Source organism: Actinosynnema sp. NPDC023794, from assembly GCF_040639675.1.
Classification (GTDB): domain Bacteria; phylum Actinomycetota; class Actinomycetes; order Mycobacteriales; family Pseudonocardiaceae; genus Actinosynnema; species Actinosynnema luteola.
The window spans coordinates 141305-157883 of sequence record NZ_JBFAFR010000015.1 but is presented as its reverse complement, the minus strand read 5'-3'; the positions used below and the strand labels follow the sequence as shown (position 1 = coordinate 157883).

11 protein-coding genes and 1 tRNA gene are annotated in these 16579 nt (G+C 71.1%); 7 read left to right on the top strand and 5 right to left on the bottom strand.

Annotation, left to right across the window (positions count from 1 at the left end):
• Window positions 1–73: 73 nt before the first annotated feature.
• The 3 genes from AB0H12_RS27615 to AB0H12_RS27605 form a co-directional block, all read right to left on the bottom strand.
• Window positions 74–3904 carry a hypothetical protein gene (locus tag AB0H12_RS27615; protein ID WP_499626604.1) on the bottom strand — a complete coding sequence of 1277 codons (3831 nt, stop codon included), beginning with the start codon at window positions 3902–3904 and terminating at the stop codon, window positions 74–76.
• Between the two features lie 18 nt (window positions 3905–3922).
• Window positions 3923–5599, bottom strand: coding sequence for an energy-dependent translational throttle protein EttA (gene ettA / locus AB0H12_RS27610; RefSeq protein WP_499626602.1), 1677 nt, complete (start codon window positions 5597–5599; stop codon window positions 3923–3925).
• A 318-nt stretch (window positions 5600–5917) separates the two neighbouring features.
• Window positions 5918–6409: a single-stranded DNA-binding protein gene (locus AB0H12_RS27605; RefSeq protein ID WP_499626600.1), complete on the bottom strand. Its 492-nt coding sequence runs from the start codon at window positions 6407–6409 to the stop codon at window positions 5918–5920.
• 165 nt (window positions 6410–6574) lie between these two features.
• On the opposite strand from AB0H12_RS27605, the gene AB0H12_RS27600 reads away from it, so the two are divergent.
• The 3 genes from AB0H12_RS27600 to AB0H12_RS27590 are packed head-to-tail and all read left to right on the top strand — an operon-like array spanning window position 6575 to window position 8939.
• Window positions 6575–7195: a TetR/AcrR family transcriptional regulator gene (locus tag AB0H12_RS27600; RefSeq protein ID WP_499626598.1), complete on the top strand. Its 621-nt coding sequence runs from the start codon at window positions 6575–6577 to the stop codon at window positions 7193–7195.
• Window positions 7192–8121, top strand: a complete 930-nt coding sequence (locus tag AB0H12_RS27595) for an ATP-binding cassette domain-containing protein (RefSeq protein WP_499626596.1) — start codon at window positions 7192–7194, stop codon at window positions 8119–8121. Before AB0H12_RS27600 ends, AB0H12_RS27595 begins: the two co-directional genes overlap by 4 nt.
• A 14-nt stretch (window positions 8122–8135) precedes the next feature.
• Window positions 8136–8939 (top strand): ABC transporter permease, encoded by an 804-nt coding sequence (locus tag AB0H12_RS27590; RefSeq protein ID WP_499626595.1) that lies wholly within the window; start codon window positions 8136–8138, stop codon window positions 8937–8939.
• Here the strand turns inward: AB0H12_RS27590 and AB0H12_RS27585 are convergent.
• On the bottom strand, window positions 8936–10891 hold the full coding sequence (locus tag AB0H12_RS27585) for a bifunctional copper resistance protein CopD/cytochrome c oxidase assembly protein (RefSeq protein ID WP_499626593.1): 1956 nt from the start codon (window positions 10889–10891) through the stop codon (window positions 8936–8938). The genes AB0H12_RS27590 and AB0H12_RS27585 overlap by 4 nt on opposite strands.
• Before the next feature lie 79 nt (window positions 10892–10970).
• Between AB0H12_RS27585 and AB0H12_RS27580 the strand changes: the two genes are divergently transcribed.
• Window positions 10971–11537, top strand: coding sequence for a DUF3558 family protein (locus tag AB0H12_RS27580; RefSeq protein WP_499626591.1), 567 nt, complete (start codon window positions 10971–10973; stop codon window positions 11535–11537).
• Here the strand turns inward: AB0H12_RS27580 and AB0H12_RS27575 are convergent.
• A complete protein-coding gene (locus AB0H12_RS27575) occupies window positions 11503–12702 on the bottom strand; it encodes an MFS transporter (RefSeq protein WP_499626590.1) in 1200 nt (399 codons plus the stop codon). The genes AB0H12_RS27580 and AB0H12_RS27575 overlap by 35 nt on opposite strands.
• Window positions 12703–12765: 63 nt before the next feature.
• On the opposite strand from AB0H12_RS27575, the gene AB0H12_RS27570 reads away from it, so the two are divergent.
• From AB0H12_RS27570 to AB0H12_RS27560, 3 genes are all read left to right on the top strand, one after another.
• On the top strand, window positions 12766–13821 hold the full coding sequence (locus tag AB0H12_RS27570; RefSeq protein ID WP_499626588.1) for a LacI family DNA-binding transcriptional regulator: 1056 nt from the start codon (window positions 12766–12768) through the stop codon (window positions 13819–13821).
• 125 nt (window positions 13822–13946) lie between these two features.
• Window positions 13947–14019: transfer RNA gene (locus tag AB0H12_RS27565), tRNA-Arg, on the top strand.
• A gap of 1292 nt (window positions 14020–15311) precedes the next feature.
• A complete protein-coding gene (locus AB0H12_RS27560) occupies window positions 15312–16313 on the top strand; it encodes an LLM class flavin-dependent oxidoreductase (RefSeq protein ID WP_499626587.1) in 1002 nt (333 codons plus the stop codon).
• The last annotated feature ends 266 nt before the right edge of the window (window positions 16314–16579 follow it).

Genomic DNA, 16579 nt, shown 5'->3' with positions numbered 1-16579 from the left:
GGAATTCACTTGTGACATGGCCTATTTCCCGCTTTGTTACCGACGGGAAACCTTATTAGAAGCTCAACTTATTTCACGATTCGGGAAGAGTCCACGTGTCGAACCGGCGCGGTGGGTCGACGCGCCGGATCGGGGCGGTGGTCTCGTTCTCGGATTCGGGCGGTGGTGTCCCGACAGGTGAGATGGGCACGGTGTCCTCGTCGACCTCGACGCGACCGGCGGCTTCGTCCTCGCGCCGGGCGTCCTCGTACGCGACGAGGGCCTCGGCGAGGAGCTCGGCCAGGCTCAGGTCGCTCTTGTGGCGGCGTGAAGCGCGGGTGGCGCTGGGTGAGCCGGGGGTGGGCGGTGTCGGTTCGACGACGATGGCCGGCAGGTCGATCGTCTTGCCGCCGACCACGACGGCGGTGACGAAGGGGTCCTTCGGCGTTTCCCCGCCGGTCGGTTCTCCGGTCGGTTCTCCGGTCGGTTCTCCGGTCGGTTCTCCGGCTGCCTCACCGGTCGCTTCGCCGGGTGCGGGTGCGGGTGTGTCGTCGTGCTCGATGTCGGCGGCGCCGAGGAACCCGGTCGGGCTGAACTCCGCCGACGGTGGCCTGGTCGGTGTCGTGGTCGGCGGCGCGTCGGGGGACGGGTCGGACGGCACCGGGTCGGGCACCGGGACCGGCGGCACCTGGTCGGGCTCGGGCACTCCGGGCACCTGGTCCGGCTCAGGCAGCGGCGCCGGCTGCGGCTCAGGCCGCGGCTCTCGGTGTGGCTCGGGTCGCGGCACGGGCTGTGGTGCGCGCTGCGGCTCGGGTCGCGGTGCGGGCGCCGACAGGTCCTCGGCGGGCGAATCCACGTCCGTCGAGGGGAAGACCGGTCGCGACTCCTCCGCTTCCACGGCCTGCTCCGGCACCGACGACGACATGGCGAAGTCGGGCACGGGCGGCAACGGGTAGTCGGGCGGGTCGGGCACCCTGGCGGTGGGGATGAGCGGCCCCTTCACGAAGGCCGCGCCAAGCCCGACCGGCGGCACGTCGTCGCGCACGGCCGGCTGGACCATCGTCGGTGAGTCGAACATGTCGACGGGCGGCGGTGCCTCACCACGCAGTCGCGGCGGCGGTTCCACCCGCCACTGCACCTGCTCGGGTTCAGCCTGTCGCGCGGGCTCGGGCTCGGAAACGGCGGCCTCCTCGTCAGCGTCGGGAGCACGCCGCCGACCACCGGCGCGCTGCGGGTCGAGCAGCCCGGCTGCCTTCAGCGTGTCCAACACACTGGGGTCGGCGTCACCGGAAGACCGCTCCCCTTCGTCCTCGGCAGCCTCACGAGCAGCCCGCCGACGCCCACTGCGCACAGCGCCCGCCGCAGCGATCAACCCAGCCGCCGGCACACTCCGCTCGCCACCCTCGTGCCCAGCCGCAGGAGCAACGCCGCCACCGCTCTCGCCGGTGCCGCTCTCGCCGGCACCAGCCTCACCCGAGCCGGCACCGCCAGACCCGGCCTCGTCGGAGCCGGTCTCACCGACACCGCTCTCACGAACATCGGATTGCACGCCGACCTCGGGCTGCACGATGCCGAACCCGCCCCCACCAAGCCCAGCACCACCGACCGGCCGCCGAACAGCGGGCTCACCGGCACCCTGACGCCCACCGGCCACCGCACTCCCCGCGGAGGAGCCGGTGCCACCCGACGTACCGGGAAAACCTCCAACACCCGCACCGCCGACGCCGGCCTCAGGCACCACGTTCGGCACACCACCAGCCCCCACACCGTGTGCCGGAGTCCCAGCCTGCCCAGCCGACTCGGCCGAACCACCGCCCGGCACACCGGCAGCGCCAGCCGCCACCTCGCGAATCCCGGCGCCACCGGACACGGCCTCACCGGTCACCGCACTGCTCGCGTAGGTGTCGGCCGATTCACCACCAAATCCCGCATCGCCGGCTTCCACACCACCAAGTCCCACACCGCCGGCCCCCGAACCGCCGAGCTGCGCCTCACCGGTCCCTGGACCACCCGCGTGGCTCACGGGCGACGTGGCCCCTTGCGCGGGACCGCCAGTCCCCGCACCGCCGCGAGCGTGAAGGCCGGCCGGCGCGGTGCCGAACCCGGCACTGCCCACGGCGGGATCGCCGGTTCCTGCGGCTTGCGCGTGGATGCCGTCGGATGCGGCACCGGCGGAGGTGACCGCGCCCGTGCCGACGCCGCCGGCGTGGATGTCAGAGGGTGGGCTGCCGATCCCGCCGGTGGGCGCGGGCGCGCCCGGTCCGGTGGTGCCCGCGTGGGTTGCCGGCGGCGCGTAGTCCGGGGTGGCGGGGTGGCCAGGGCTGTTGGGCGCGGTGCCGGCGGTTCCCGCGTTGTTCGCGGTGCCCGCGTGGGTGCCGGTCGGCCTGCCGGCGAAGGCGTTGCCGATGCCCGCACCCGGCGTCGTTGCTGCGCCGGTTGCGTGGGCGCCCGGGTTCGGGATGCCGGTGGGTGGTGTGCGGGTGGGCTTGGCTTGGCCGCTTCTGGCGTGTTCCGGGCGGCCGTGGGTGGGTGGTGGTTGGGTTTCCGGTTCCGGTGCTCGGCGGCGGCCTCCCGGTTGCGCGGTGTCGTCTTCCGCCTCGCCGAACGGTTGGACCAGGCGCCAGCGGTCGGCGGCGTGGGCCCTGGCGGCGGAGAGGCCTTCCACCGTCATGTCTTCGGCCGCGCGGCGGGAGCGCTTCACCCGGATGCCCTCGTTGCGGTGCGCCTGGACCGGACGCCACTGGCGGAGTTGTTGCTTGGCCTCGGGGGCGAGGTCCGGGTCGGTGGTGGGTGGCGTCACGGCCGGGGTTCCGGTGCGGAGCAGGGCGGCCAGTTCGTCGTGCAGGCCGCCCGCCGGCCGGCGGTGGACGCCGGAGAACTCGGCGGCCAGTCTGGCCCGCACGGCGTAGACCGCTCTGGCACGCCTGCGTTCGGCGGCGTGGGCGGAGCGGAGGTTGGCCAGTGCCTCGGTCAGGTCGCCGGCCACCTCGTGGACGTGCGCCAGCGCCAGGAGGCTTTCCGCCAGGAGGGTGTCCAACTGGTGGCGCTCGGCGCTGTCGGCGGCGTCACGGAGCAGGTCGCGGGCCTGGTCGACGCGGCCGGCGGGGAGGTGGACCCTGGTGGCCAGGGCCAGTCGCAGCCAGCCGGTGGTGGAGGCGGACGGAGCCCGCACCGGGCGCTCCAGGAGCGGGGTGCCGATCTCCGAAGCCTCGCCCGGCTTGTTCAAGTCCATCAGGGCGCAGACGAGTTCGACCGTCAGCCTGCCCCGGACCTGGCCGTTGTCGGACTCCGGCTCCTTGAGCCGGTCCAGCACGGCCAGGCCGTCACGGGCCGACGCGACCGCCGCCTGCAGGTCGCCCCAACGGCGGTGCTGGCCCGCCGCGGACGCGCGCAGCAAGCCGCGGTGCAGCAGGGTCGTGTCGTGGTCCAGGAGCGGATCCGCCTGGTAGAGGCGGTCCGCTTCGTCCAACGCCTGGGCCAGCGCCGCGCCGCGGCCGACCGAGACCAGGCACTCGCCGGCCTGGACGAGGGCCGTGGCCCGCAGGCCGGGCGGGACGTCGTCGGCTTCCAGCACCGGCCGGACGGCGGCGAAGCCCGTGAGGGGCGCGCCGACCGACCTGGCGCTGTCGGCCAACTCGACCCGCAGGCGCCAGGCCGTTTCCCGCTCGGACGCTGCCTCGGCCGCCTTGAGGGCGTCCAACGCCCGGTCCGCGATGCGGACGCCCCGGCCCATGCGGTTGCTCGCGAAGACCACGAGGGCCTCCGCGCGCAACCGGTCGACCTCGTCACGGCGGGTGGAGGCGAGCGCGACGGCGCGTTCGCCCAGCACCAGAGCAAGCTCCGGTGCCCGCCAACGCAACCGCCAGGCGGGCACGACCAGCGTGCTCACCTCGACGTCCGCCTGCGCCTCGCCCCTGGCCGCCACGATGTAGGTACCCGGCTCTCAGTCCCGTGTGAGCTTGCGGTAGGTGACGCGGTGCGGCCTCGCCGCCTCCGCGCCGAGGCGCTCGATCTTGTTCTTCTCGTAGCCCTCGAAGTTGCCCTCGAACCAGTACCACTTGGACGGGTTCTCGGCCGTGCCCTCCCACGCCAGGATGTGCGTGGCGACGCGGTCGAGGAACCACCGGTCGTGCGAGATGACCACGGCGCAGCCGGGGAACTGCTCCAAGGCGTTCTCCAGCGAGCCCAGTGTCTCGACGTCCAGGTCGTTCGTCGGCTCGTCCAGCAGGATCAGGTTGCCGCCCTCCTTGAGGGTCAGCGCCAGGTTGAGCCGGTTGCGCTCACCGCCGGAGAGCACGCCCGACGGCTTCTGCTGGTCCGGGCCCTTGAAGCCGAACGCGCTGACGTACGCCCGCGACGGCATCTCGACGTTGCCGACGTGGATGTAGTCCAGGCCGTCGGAGACGACCTCCCACACGTTCTTCTTCGGGTCGATGCCGCCGCGGTTCTGGTCGACGTAGGACAGCTTGACCGTCTCGCCGATCCGGACGGCGCCCGAGTCTGGCTCCTCCAGCCCCACGATGGTCTTGAACAGCGTCGTCTTGCCGACGCCGTTCGGACCGATGACGCCGACGATGCCGTTGCGCGGCAGGCTGAACGACAGGCCGTCGATCAGCACCCGGTCGCCGAAGCCCTTCTTCAGCTTGTCCACCTCGACCACGACGTTGCCCAGACGCGGGCCCGGCGGGATCTGGATCTCCTCGAAGTCGAGCTTGCGGGTCTTCTCCGCCTCCGCGGCCATCTCCTCGTAACGGCCGAGGCGGGCCTTGGACTTGGCCTGCCGGGCCTTGGCGCCCGACCGGACCCACTCCAGCTCGTCCTTCAGCCGCTTCTGCAGCTTCTGGTCCTTCTTGCCCGTGACCGCCAGCCGCTCGGCCTTCTTCTCCAGGTAGGTGGAGTAGTTGCCCTCGTACGGGTGAGCCCGGCCGCGGTCGAGCTCCAGGATCCACTCGGCGAGGTTGTCGAGGAAGTACCGGTCGTGGGTGACGGCCAGGACCGCGCCCGCGTACTGCGCCAGGTGCTGCTCCAGCCACAGCACGCTCTCCGCGTCCAGGTGGTTGGTGGGCTCGTCGAGCAGCAGCAGGTCCGGCTTGCTCAGCAGCAGCTTGCACAGGGCGACCCGGCGGCGCTCGCCACCGGAGAGGGTCTTGACGTCGGCGTCGGGCGGCGGGCACCGGAGGGCGTCCATCGCCTGCTCCAGCTGGGAGTCGAGGTCCCACGCGTTCGCGTGGTCCAGGTCTTCCTGGAGTTGACCCATCTCCTCCATCAGCTCGTCGGAGTAGTCGACGGCCATCTTCTCGGCGATCTCGTTGTAGCGGTCGAGCTTCACCTTGATCTCGCCGAGGCCCTCCTGGACGTTGCCCAGGACGGTCTTCTCCTCGTTGAGAGGCGGCTCCTGCTGGAGGATGCCGACCGTGTAGCCCGGCGCGAGGAAGGCCTCGCCGTTGCCCGGTGTGTCCAGGCCGGCCATGATCTTCAGCACGCTCGACTTACCGGCGCCGTTGGGACCGACAACGCCGATCTTCGCACCGGGGAGGAACATGATGGTGACGTCATCCAGGATGACTTTGTCCCCGTGCGCCTTGCGCACCTTCTTCATGGTGTAGACGTACTCGGCCATGCCCGCGATCGTAGAGCGGTGCCGATCGGGCCCGAACCTCGGACGCCGGCAACGGACGTGGGCACAACGCAGAGTTAACGCGAACGTGGGTCACCCACAGTCGTTACACGACCGCCGGGCCCGCCTGGCGCGGCCCTGCGACCAGCGACTCCGACCTGATGCGCGAACTCGGTGCGCTGTCAACCCCCGGTGCCTGCGTGCGGATCCGGCCCTGGCGCCGGCCCGACGACCTCCCTCCTCCACGCTCGCAACGGCGACGACTGCCCGCGCATTCTCCGCCCCGATCGGCCCGACGGAAGCCCTTGTAGCTCGTTTGGCTCAGAACGGCACTTCGGCCACCTCCTTCGGGCGCTCCGCCTCGCCCGTGAGGACCAGCGGCAACTCCGCCGGTTTGCGGGGCGCGGCGATCTCGGGCGCCGCCCGGGCCTCCACCGCGTCCGCCACGAGCCGGGTGCGCGTCGGGGTGGCCGTGCACATCGCCAGGTTGGGTCCGATCGCGGTGGCCTCGATCTCCACCAGCGGCCTGGTCCTGCCCTCGAACTCCACCTCCCTGATCGTCAGCCGGCCGGTGACCACCACCGGGTCGCCCTTGTTCAACGAGGCCTGCGCGTTGTCGGCGAGCATCCGCCAGCACGACACCGACAGGAACATCCGCGCGCCGTCCTCCCAGGCGCGTTGTTCCTGGTCCCAGACGCGCTCCGCGGTGAACAGCCGGAACTTCGCGCGGCTGAAGCCGGTAGCGGCCTTGGTGTGGCTGACCGGGCTGGCGACGTTGCCGCAGATGGTGACCCGGGTCTCGTTGTAGGCCATGGCTCGCTCCTCCTGGTTGATCGCTCGGGACCAGGTTGCCGGTGGTCGGGGCGAGTGGCGAGCGGTGGTTTCGGAACTGTGGACAACTGGCTGGAGCATGCATAATTGAAATGAGTGAGCGCTCACTCGTTGACATGAGTGAGGACTCACTCATAAGCTGGCCCCATGCCCGAGGACACCACCCAACGCCGTCGGCGCGCGCCCGCGATGAGCCCCGAGGACCGTCGCGAGGCGATCGTCGCCGCCACCGTCCCGCTGCTGTTCACGCACGGCGCCAACGTCACGACCAGCCAGGTCGCCAAGGCCGCCGGCATCGCGGAGGGCACCGTCTTCCGGGCGTTCAAGGACAAGCAGGAGCTCATCCGCACGTGCGTGCAGAGCGTGCTGGCGGCCGACTCCGAGCTGGAGCTGATCGAGCAGGCGAGGCAGGCGAACACCCTCGCCGAACGCCTCTCCTGGGCCATCAGCGCCGTCTCCGGCTACCTGGACCGGATGTGGAAGCTGATGAGCGTGCTCCGCGACTCGGGCTACGACCCGCACGACGGGCACGACAAGCAGCGCGAGCACAAGGGGCCGCCGGTCGAGATGCAGCGCATCACCGAGCACGTCGCCTCGCTGTTCGACCCGGACGACGACCTGCGCGTCGACCCGTCCCTGGCCGCACGGCTGCTGCTCGGGCTCGTGTTCACCAACCGCATGCACGGCGAAGGCTTCGGCGACTCCACCGCCGACGCCGACCAGCTCGTGGAGCTGTTCCTGCACGGCGTACTGAGGGGGAAGCAGTGAAGGACCTGATGATCGAGGCGGTCGACGTCGGCAAGGCGTTCGGCGCGCAGAAGGCCCTGGACGGGGTGAGCATCGCCGTGCCCAAGGGCACCGTGCTCGGACTGCTCGGCCACAACGGCGCCGGCAAGACGACGCTGGTCAACGTGCTCACCACGATGCTGCCGCCGGACTCCGGCCACGCGACCGTGGCCGGGTTCGACGTGGTCGCGCAGGCCCACCAGGTGCGCAGCCGGATCGGGTTGACCGGCCAGTTCGCCGCCGTGGACGAGCAGCTGTCCGGCCTGGACAACCTGATCCTGATCGCCCGGCTGCTCGGCGCGACCACGCGTGAGGCCAGGGCCAGGGGCAACGAGCTGCTGGAGCTGTTCGGGCTGGCCGACGCGGCGAAGCGGCCGTCCCGCACCTACTCGGGCGGCATGCGGCGACGCCTCGACCTGGCCGCGAGCCTCGTCGGCCACCCGGAAGTGATCTTCCTGGACGAACCGACCACCGGCCTGGACCCCGCCAGCAGGCTCGGCCTGTGGGAGATCGTGGAGGGCCTGGTCACCGACGGCACCGCGGTCCTGCTCACCACCCAGTACCTGGACGAGGCCGACCGCCTGGCCGACTCGATCACGGTGCTCTCGAAGGGCAAGGTCGTCGCCGCGGGCACCAGCGCCGAGCTGAAGGCCCAAGTCGGCCAACGCACGGTCACCGTGACCCTGGCGGACGCCTCGGACGTCCTTAAGGCCACCGGAGCCCTGGAACGGGCCGGAATGCAGCCCGTGGCGGCGGAGAACACGCTGACCGCGCCCGTCACGTCGTCCCGCGAGATCGCCAAGGTGGTCCGCGCGCTGGACGAGGTCGGCTTGGAGGCCACCGAACTGGCCCTCGGCGAGCCGACCCTCGACGACGTCTACCTCACCCTCGCGCAGCACGCGGCCTGAACAGGAGCCACCGGATGACCACCCTCACCGCCGCGCCGCGTTGGCGTGGCACGGACTTCGGCACCCAGGTGCTGGTGCTGACCCAGCGGTCCCTGCGCACGCTCGTCAGCGACCCGCGCATGATCGTGTTCAGCATCCTCCAGCCGCTGATCATGCTCACGTTGTTCAGCCAGATCTTCGCGAGCATCGCGAACACACCCGGCTTCCCCCAGGGCGTGGCCTACATCGACTTCCTGATGCCCGCGATCCTGGTCAACACCGCCATGCAGTCCGCGTTGCAGGCGGGCGTGGGCCTGGTCACGGACATGAAGAACGGCGTGCTGGCCCGGTTCCGCTCACTGCCCATCCGGTCAGGCTCGGTGCTCGTCGCACGCAGCCTGTCCGACCTCGTCCGCACCGCCGCGCAGCTGCTGTTGATGCTGGTGTTCGCGGTCGTGGTGTTCGGCTACTCCCCCGCGGGCGGTGTGGCAGGCACCGGCGCGGCGCTCGCGTTGGCCCTGGCGGTCGGGTGGGGTCTGGGCTGGATCTTCCTGGCCATCGCGGCGTGGCTGCGCAACGCCGAGCTGATGCAGACCGTCGGCTTCCTGGCGATGTTCCCGCTGATGTTCGCCTCCAGCGCGTACGTGCCGATCAGCGGGCTGCCGGGCTGGCTCCAGGCGGTCGCCAACGTCAACCCGTTGACGTTCGCGGTGGACGCGGCGCGCTCGCTGGCGCTGGCCCAGCCCGTGACGGGGGTGGTCGGGGCGCTGGTGACGAGTGCCGTGCTGGCCGCGGCGGGTTGGGTCGCGGCGGTCAAGGGATTCAAGCGCCCGCTCTAAGAGTCCTTGCCTGACATCTTGCGCAGCATCGCGTTGTACGCGGCCAGGTCCGCGTCACCGTCCGCGTCCGCCCGCCGGTCCGCCCGGCGGGCGTCGCGGCTGTCCGACCTGGCCCACTGCACCAGCAACGCCACCATCACCACGATCAGCGGCAGCTCGCCCGCCGCCCACGCGATGCCGCCGCCGAGCCGCTGGTCCTCCAGCTGCGACGTCACCCACGGCAGGCCCAACGAGCGGTAGAAGTTGTCGCCGATCACGGTCTGCGAGCTCATCAGCACGATGCCGAAGAACGCGTGGAACGGGATCGAGGCGAACAGCAGGCCCAGCCGTCCCAGCGGGGGCAGCCGGTTCGGCGCCGGGTCGATGCCGATCACCGGCCAGTAGAAGACGTAGCCGACCAGGATGAAGTGGGCGTTCATCGCCAGGTGCGCCCAGTGGTAGTCCAGCGCGGCGTCGAACAGGCCGGAGAAGTACAGGCCGTAGAACGAGCCGACGAACAGCGCCAACGCCACGAACGGGTTGGTCAGCACCTTCGCCACCGGCGAGTGCACGAACGCCAGCAGCCACTCCCGAGGCCCCGGCGGGTTGCCCTTGCCCGCCGTCGGCAGCGCACGCATCGCCAACGTCACCGGACCGCCCAGCACCAGCAGGATCGGCGCCAGCATGGACAGCAGCATGTGCGCTTCCATGTGGATGCTGAACATCGCGGGCGCGTACCGGCCCACGCCGGACGACGTGGCGAACACCACGGTCAGGCAGCCCGCGACCCACGCGATCGTGCGGCCGACGGGCCACGCGTCACCGCGCTTGCGCAGCCGCCGCACGCCGAGCAGGTACAGCACGCCGAGGGCGATGAAGATCGCGCCGAAGACCAGGTCGAACCGCCAGTCGAACAGCAGCCGCGACCACGTCGGCGCGCCGGCCAGGTCGTAGCCGATGCGCAGCTCCACCGTGCTGGGCAGCGCGCGGCCCTCCATCGGCGGAGGCGTCCGGCTCAACGCGGCGGCCAGGCCGATCGTGAGGAACATCAAGAGCACTTCGACGCCCGCGAGCTTCACCAGCGAACGCCCGGACCCCGTGGCCACGACTTCCTTCACGCTCTTCTCGCGCTGGAAGTACCCCACGACACCCAGGACGACCAGCGCGAGCGTCTTGCCGAGCACCAGCAGGCCGTACTCGCTGCCGAACAGCTGGCTCAACGGGAGCCGCACCCACGCGTTGACCACGCCGGACACCGCCATCACGAGCCAGCAGACCAGCGCCAGCCTGGAGAACCGCGCCGTCGCCAGGCCCAGGTGGTCGCCGCGCCGTCGACCGTGGGCCAGCAGCGCGATCAGGCCGCCGACCCACAACGCCGCCCCGATCAGGTGGTACAGCAGGCTGTTCGTGGCCACGTCGTGCGAACCGCCGCCCGACGAGTGCCCCGTCACGGCCACCGGGATCAGGGCGAACACCGACAGGAAGAACAGCGGCACGGTCCAACCCCAGGACAGCACCAGCCGGCAGCCCAACGCCAGCAGCGCCACGATCACCGCCGTGATCATCCAGGCCTTGGACTGCTCCACGAGCCCGGCCACCTGGAACAGCACCGACGGCTCCAGCAGCGCCGTCACCGGCTGCCCCAGCGCGTCGGCCACCGTGAACGGCACCGACAGCACCGCGCCCAACGTCCACACCAACGCCGCCCAGCCCGCCGTGCGCACAGCCGCGTAACCGTCCGCGGCCAGCGTGCCGCTTCCCTGTGGCGGCACCAGGAACGCCGCCAGGAGCAGCGACCCGACGGTCACCACCGCGGCCGCCTCGGTCAGCACGCGCACCACGATCAGCCCGGACGCGTCACCCCCGGTGAGGACGAGCAGCGCCGCCGCGACCACCGCGGCTATCGTCGTGCCGACGATCAACAACGGGATGAGACCGGTCCGCCGGGTGCGGGAGGGCGCGTCAGTGGGCACGTGACGAGCGTAGGCGGCGCGACCGCACCACCACCAACCGCCGGACGTGCGCAGATCACACCCACTACCGTTGCCGGACGTGACCAGTTCTCGCACGGCGCTCGTGGTGGCCCTCGCCTTGCTCCTGTCGGCGGGGTGCAGTTACTCCATCAACGGGGACGCGCTGCCCCAGGCCGGGGTCACGCCCACGACGTCGGCCGAACCCTCGGACGGCCCCAAGATCGCCAAGCCGCGCACGGTCGTCGGCGTCGAGCCGTGCTCCCTGCTCACCGCGGCCGACCTCAAGTCCATCGGGCCGTACAAGAAGGAGCCCGCGCGCAAGGACGACGTGATCCAGGAGTCGTGCCAGTACGTGCTCGACGACGGCTCGCAGGCGGGGCGGACCGTGGTCGCCGCGCTCTACCAGAAGTACGAGCAGGTGCGGACGCGGCAGTCCGACGGCCGTGAGGTCGTCGTGGAGGGGCACTCCACGTGGACGCTGTGCGAGCTGAGCGGCGGTGAGATGGCGTGCACCGCGACCCTGGCGGTGAACGCCAACCGCAGCGTCCTGGTGGCGATGGCCCAGGCGGGCGGCGTGCCCGAGCAGATGCTGGCCGGGATGCAGCCGTTGCTCAAGGCCGCGTTGAACCGGCTCCCGATCGCGTGAGCTCACGGGCGCGCGACCGGCGTGCCAGCGCGACGGCGGGCACCATCAGCGCGATCACGAACGCCACGAGACCCAGCGAGATCGACAGGTTGCTCGCGTGCGCGATACCGCCGACGAGGGGCGGTCCGAGCAGGAAACCGGTGTAGGCGACCGTCGTGACCAGGCCGATCTCGCGCTCACCGCCCGTGCCGTCGGCGCGCTTGCCCGCGTCGCCGGCCAGGTCCATGATCACCGGGAACGCGAACGCCAGGCCGAGGCCCACGAGGGCGAACCCGACGTAACCGACCGCCGGCGACACCACGAGCACGGCCAGCGCCAACCCCACCGCGGCCACCACGGCGCCCGCCGCGAGCAGCCGGTACGGGCCGACCCGGCGTTGCGCGGGCTCGCCGAACAGGCGGGCGGTGGCCATCGCGATGGAGAACCCCGCGTAGGCGGCAGCGGCGGCGGCCTCGCTCACGCCCCGTTCGTTGACGAAGAACAGCGCCGACCAGTCCGACGCGGCGCCCTCGGCGATGGCGGAGAACAACGTGATGGTCGCGAGCAGCCACAACAACGGCCGCTTGAGGACCGGGCGGTCGCCCTCGGCCGCGCCCTCGGCCACGCCGGACGTGTCCGCCGTCATGTCCGGCACGGACCTGATCACCCACGCCATCGCGACCGCGCCGATCACCGCCACGACGATCAGGTGACGGGTCAGGCCCCAGCCGACGGCCGCCGCGGCTGCCGCGCCCAGCGAGCCCACCAGGCCGCCGACGCTGAAGCCGGCGTGGAACTGCGGCATCAGCGGCCGGTCCAGGCTCCGGGTGACGGCCACGGCGGCGACGTTCATGCCGACGTCCAGCGACGCGCCGCACGAGCCGAGCACGAACAGGACCAGACCCAGCTGGAAGGGCGTCTCGGCGAGCGTGAGGGAGGGCACGCCCACGACGGTGACCGCCGCCCCGGCGAGGATCAGCTTTCGCGCGCCCACCCGTGCGCAGATCCTGGCCGCGAACGGCGCCGTCGTCGCCAGGCCGACGCTCGCGCCGAACAGGGCGAGGCCGAGCGTGGCCTCGGTCGCGCCCACCTGCGCCGCCAACGCGGGCATGCGCGCGGCCCAGGACAGGAACAGCGCCCCGTTGAACAGGAACACCGCGAAGACGGCGATGCGTGGTGCGGGCATGCGTTCGAGTGTGAACTAGAGCGCTTCAGAACGTCCAACGGATTACCTGGTTAGGCTCATCACGTGGACCGCCCTCGGAAGCCGACGCTCGACACGGTGGCCGGCGTGGTCGGCGTGTCGCGCGCCACGGTGTCGAACGCCTACAACCGGCCGGACCAGCTGTCCGCCGCGTTGCGCGAGCGGATCCTGGAGACGGCCGCGTCCATCGGGTACGCGGGGCCGGACCCGGTCGCGCGCAGCCTCGCGACCCGGCACAGCGCGGCCGTCGGGTTCATGCTGGGGCAGGGACTGTCGGCGTCGTTCGCCGACGCGGCGCTGTCGATCGTGCTGGACGGACTGGCTTCGACCGTGGACGGACACGACCATTGCCTGGTGTTGATGCCCGGCCGGGACAAGGGCGGGCCGCGACCGGAGACCGTGACGCGGGCTCAGGCGGACGTCGTGGTGGCTTACTCGCTGCCCGATGACGCGCCCGCGTTGGCGGCGGTGCGCGCGCGTGGGCTGCCGTTGGTGGTGATCGACCAGCCCGTGCTGCCGGACACCGCGCGGGTCGAGGTGGACGACTTCGGCGGGGCGCGGCTGGCGGCGTCGTCGCTGTGGGGTGCGGGGCACCGGCGGTTCGGCGTGGTGACGTTCGCACTGCACCCGGACGGGCACAGCGGCCCCGTCACGCCCGCGCGGCTGGCTTCGACGTCGTTCCGGGTGACGCGGGACCGGTTGCACGGGTATCTCGACGTGACGGGTGCGGACACCCCGGTGTGGGAGTGCACTCGCAGCAACCGCGAACTGGGCCGTGCGGGTGCCCGCGCCCTGCTCTCGGCCTCCCCGCGGCCGACGGCGTTGCTGTGCGCTTCGGACGAGCTGGCGTTCGGCGCGCTCCAGGCGGTGCGGGACCTGGGACTGCGCGTACCGGCCGACGTGTCGGTCGTGGGCTTCGACGACGTGCCCGCCGCCGAACACGCAGACCCACCGTTGACCACGGTGCGTCAACCTCTCGCCGACAAGGGTAGGCACGCGGGTGAACTGGCCCTGCGACTGCTCGACGGCGGCAGACCAGGTGAGCCGACAAGGCTGCCGGTTTCCCTCGTTTCGCGCGACTCGACAGCCCCTCCACAGTGATCCACATCACTTTTTGGCCATCTTAACCACCTTCCCACGCCTGGAAGGAAACGCGACGAGTCTTCCGGACGATGTGTCCGGTGGGGCGGCTACGCTGCTACAGCGCGTGGTCAACAGCCCCTCCAGCCTCCGTAGCTCAGTGGAGAGAGCGAGGGACTTCTAATCCCGAGGTCGCAGGTTCGAATCCTGCCGGGGGCGCAGCAGTGCGGGTGAGGACGTTGGGGCCGGTCTCCGGTCAAGATCGGCCCACGTCAAACCCACGTGATTCATTCTCCGGTCGGAGACCTTCCAGGGCGTCGGCCGCCGCCTGAACCCACTGTCCGACGGTTGATGCAGACGTCCTGGGTCATGCGCACCTGGGCATGACCGAGGTAGTCAGCGCTCTCCCGAGCCGACAGCCCCGCCTCGTCGAGGCCGGCCCTCACCAGGTGCCGGCACGGGTGCGGGCGGAGGCCTTCCCACTCCGAGCCCGCCACCACGCGTCCCGAGCCCTTCCTGGTGTTGGCCGGGTCTCGCAGGGTGACCCCGTGGACGAGGGGAACACCCACTCCCCTGCCGCTTCCGCATGCCGCTCGCGGAGCACGTCCATTGCCGATGTCGAAACCAGGTCCCGCCACACCGGGAGGGGTTCGCGGTCCTGAGCTTGCAAGCACTCGAACCCGACACATGACTGCGAACGCCCCCGCCGACATCGCGATCGGTCTCGGCAGCCACGACACCCGCGAAGCTGTCCGCGCGGTCGAGCTGTACGAAACAGGGACTGTTCCGCGACTGCTTTTCACCGACGCGAACGCTCCGACGACCGTCAAACGGTTCCCGCGCGGAGAGGCCGTCCACTACCGCGACGATGGGGCGACCGGGCCGGATTCTGCGCAGAAACTGCATCCGCCGCGGTGGTTACCGCGTGGTGCGCCAAAGCATGTCTCGCTATCGAGTTCCCACGACCTGACGTGGCCGGGGAGGCGATCGTTGTGATCGCACCGAGTCGCCTGGGTGATCTTCGTGCCGGCGGAGTCGTGACGATCCGCCACTCGCCGCCGTTCACCCCGGCCGGCACGACGAGAACCAGCAAGCCGACCACGAACGGCGGCAGCAGCGGCGCGAACGGCTTCGAGGCGAGGCAGGTGAACGCCGCGGCGAAGCGGGGCACCGGCGTCGAGCGTGCGCCACCGGGGTGCAGCGGAACCCCGAGCGGGGTGAGGCCGACTCCGGCGCCGGCCTCACCCCCGCGACCACGTCGGCCGCCACGGCCCCGCCTGGCGAGTCGCCGGGACGCTCGGGCGTTCCTGTCCGTGAAGGGTGTGCAGGTCGGCGGCGGTCACGCACCCGAACAGTCCTCGCAACCTCACGCCGGAGAGCGTCCGGAGCTGATCTGGCGTCACGACCGAAACGGATTGCGGACCACCGCATCGCGGTGAGGTGGAATGAATCCGCTTTATCCGAAATTGCTCATTTTTCCGATTGGCACCGTATCCGCTGCTACATTGGCCGTGCAGGACGACTTCGTCTATCTCAGGGGGTTTGTCGTGCCTCTTAAAGGCATCGGTGTGCTGTTGCCAACCAGGGAAACGGCGATGCTCGGGTCCTATGACTTCGGGCCGTTGTTGGACATCGCCCGGCAGGTCGAGGACCATGGGTTCGACTCGGTCTGGGTGGGTGACTCGTTCGTCGCGAGGCCGCGGTTGGAGCCGCTGACACTGCTGTCCTCGGTCGCCACCGCCACGAGCAGGATCACCGTCGGGACCGCCGCCCTGATCGCCTCGACGCGCGAGCCGGTGAACCTGGCGCACTCGCTCGTCACGCTGGACCACGCGGCGTCCGGGAGGCTGCAACTCGCCATCGGCACGGGCTCGCCGCTGCCCGTCAAGTCCGAGGACGACGCCGTCCCCATGTCCTACAACGAACGGGCGGGGCGCGTCGACGAGGCCGTGACCGCCTGGAAGCAGGTGTGGTCGGGCGACGACGGAGAACTCAAGAGCAACTACTGGGACCTCAGGGGTCTGCGCGAGCAGCCGCCGCCCGCGCAGGCCGGCGGCCCGCAGATGTGGCTGGCCAGCGGCAACACGCCGAAGGCGGTGGCGAGGGCCGGGCGGTACTACGACGGCTGGATGCCCCTGGTGCCCGACCCCGCCGACTACGAGACCGGGTGGGCGGCCATCTGCAAGGCCGCCGAGGAGGCCGGGCGTGCACCGGACGCGATGACGCCGAGCATGTTCGTCACGATCAACCTCACCTCCGACGCCGACCGCGCCAGGGCCGAACTCGAGGACTACACGCAGCGGTACTACCGCCTGCCGCTGGGCACCATGTCGAGGATCATGCCGTTCTTCGGTGGATCGCCGGAGGATTGCGTGCGGTGGCTGGGCGAGTACGTGCGCGCGGGGGCCCGGCACTTCGTGCTCCGGATGGGCTCGTTCGAGAACGGGGCCGAGCACCTGCGCCTCACCGCGGAGCACGTGCTGCCCGCGTTGCGCGCACTCCAGATCGACTGATCGACGCGCTTCAGGTCGGCGGCGCTTGCGGGCCGTATCGAGGGCTCCTCGGGTGATCTCACGCCCGAGGAGCCCTCGGCCGTTCGCGGGAACGACGTCACCGCCGAGGTGACCCGCCGCCGACAGGTCGCACCCGACGCGCCGAACAAGGCGGTGGGCAGCCGGTTCCAGCCGATGCCGGTGCGCGGGTTGCCGTCCACAACGCAGCCCGGTCGTCATCGCGCTCGCGACCTGGTGGAAGCACCTGGGGCGTAACGGCGTCAGCG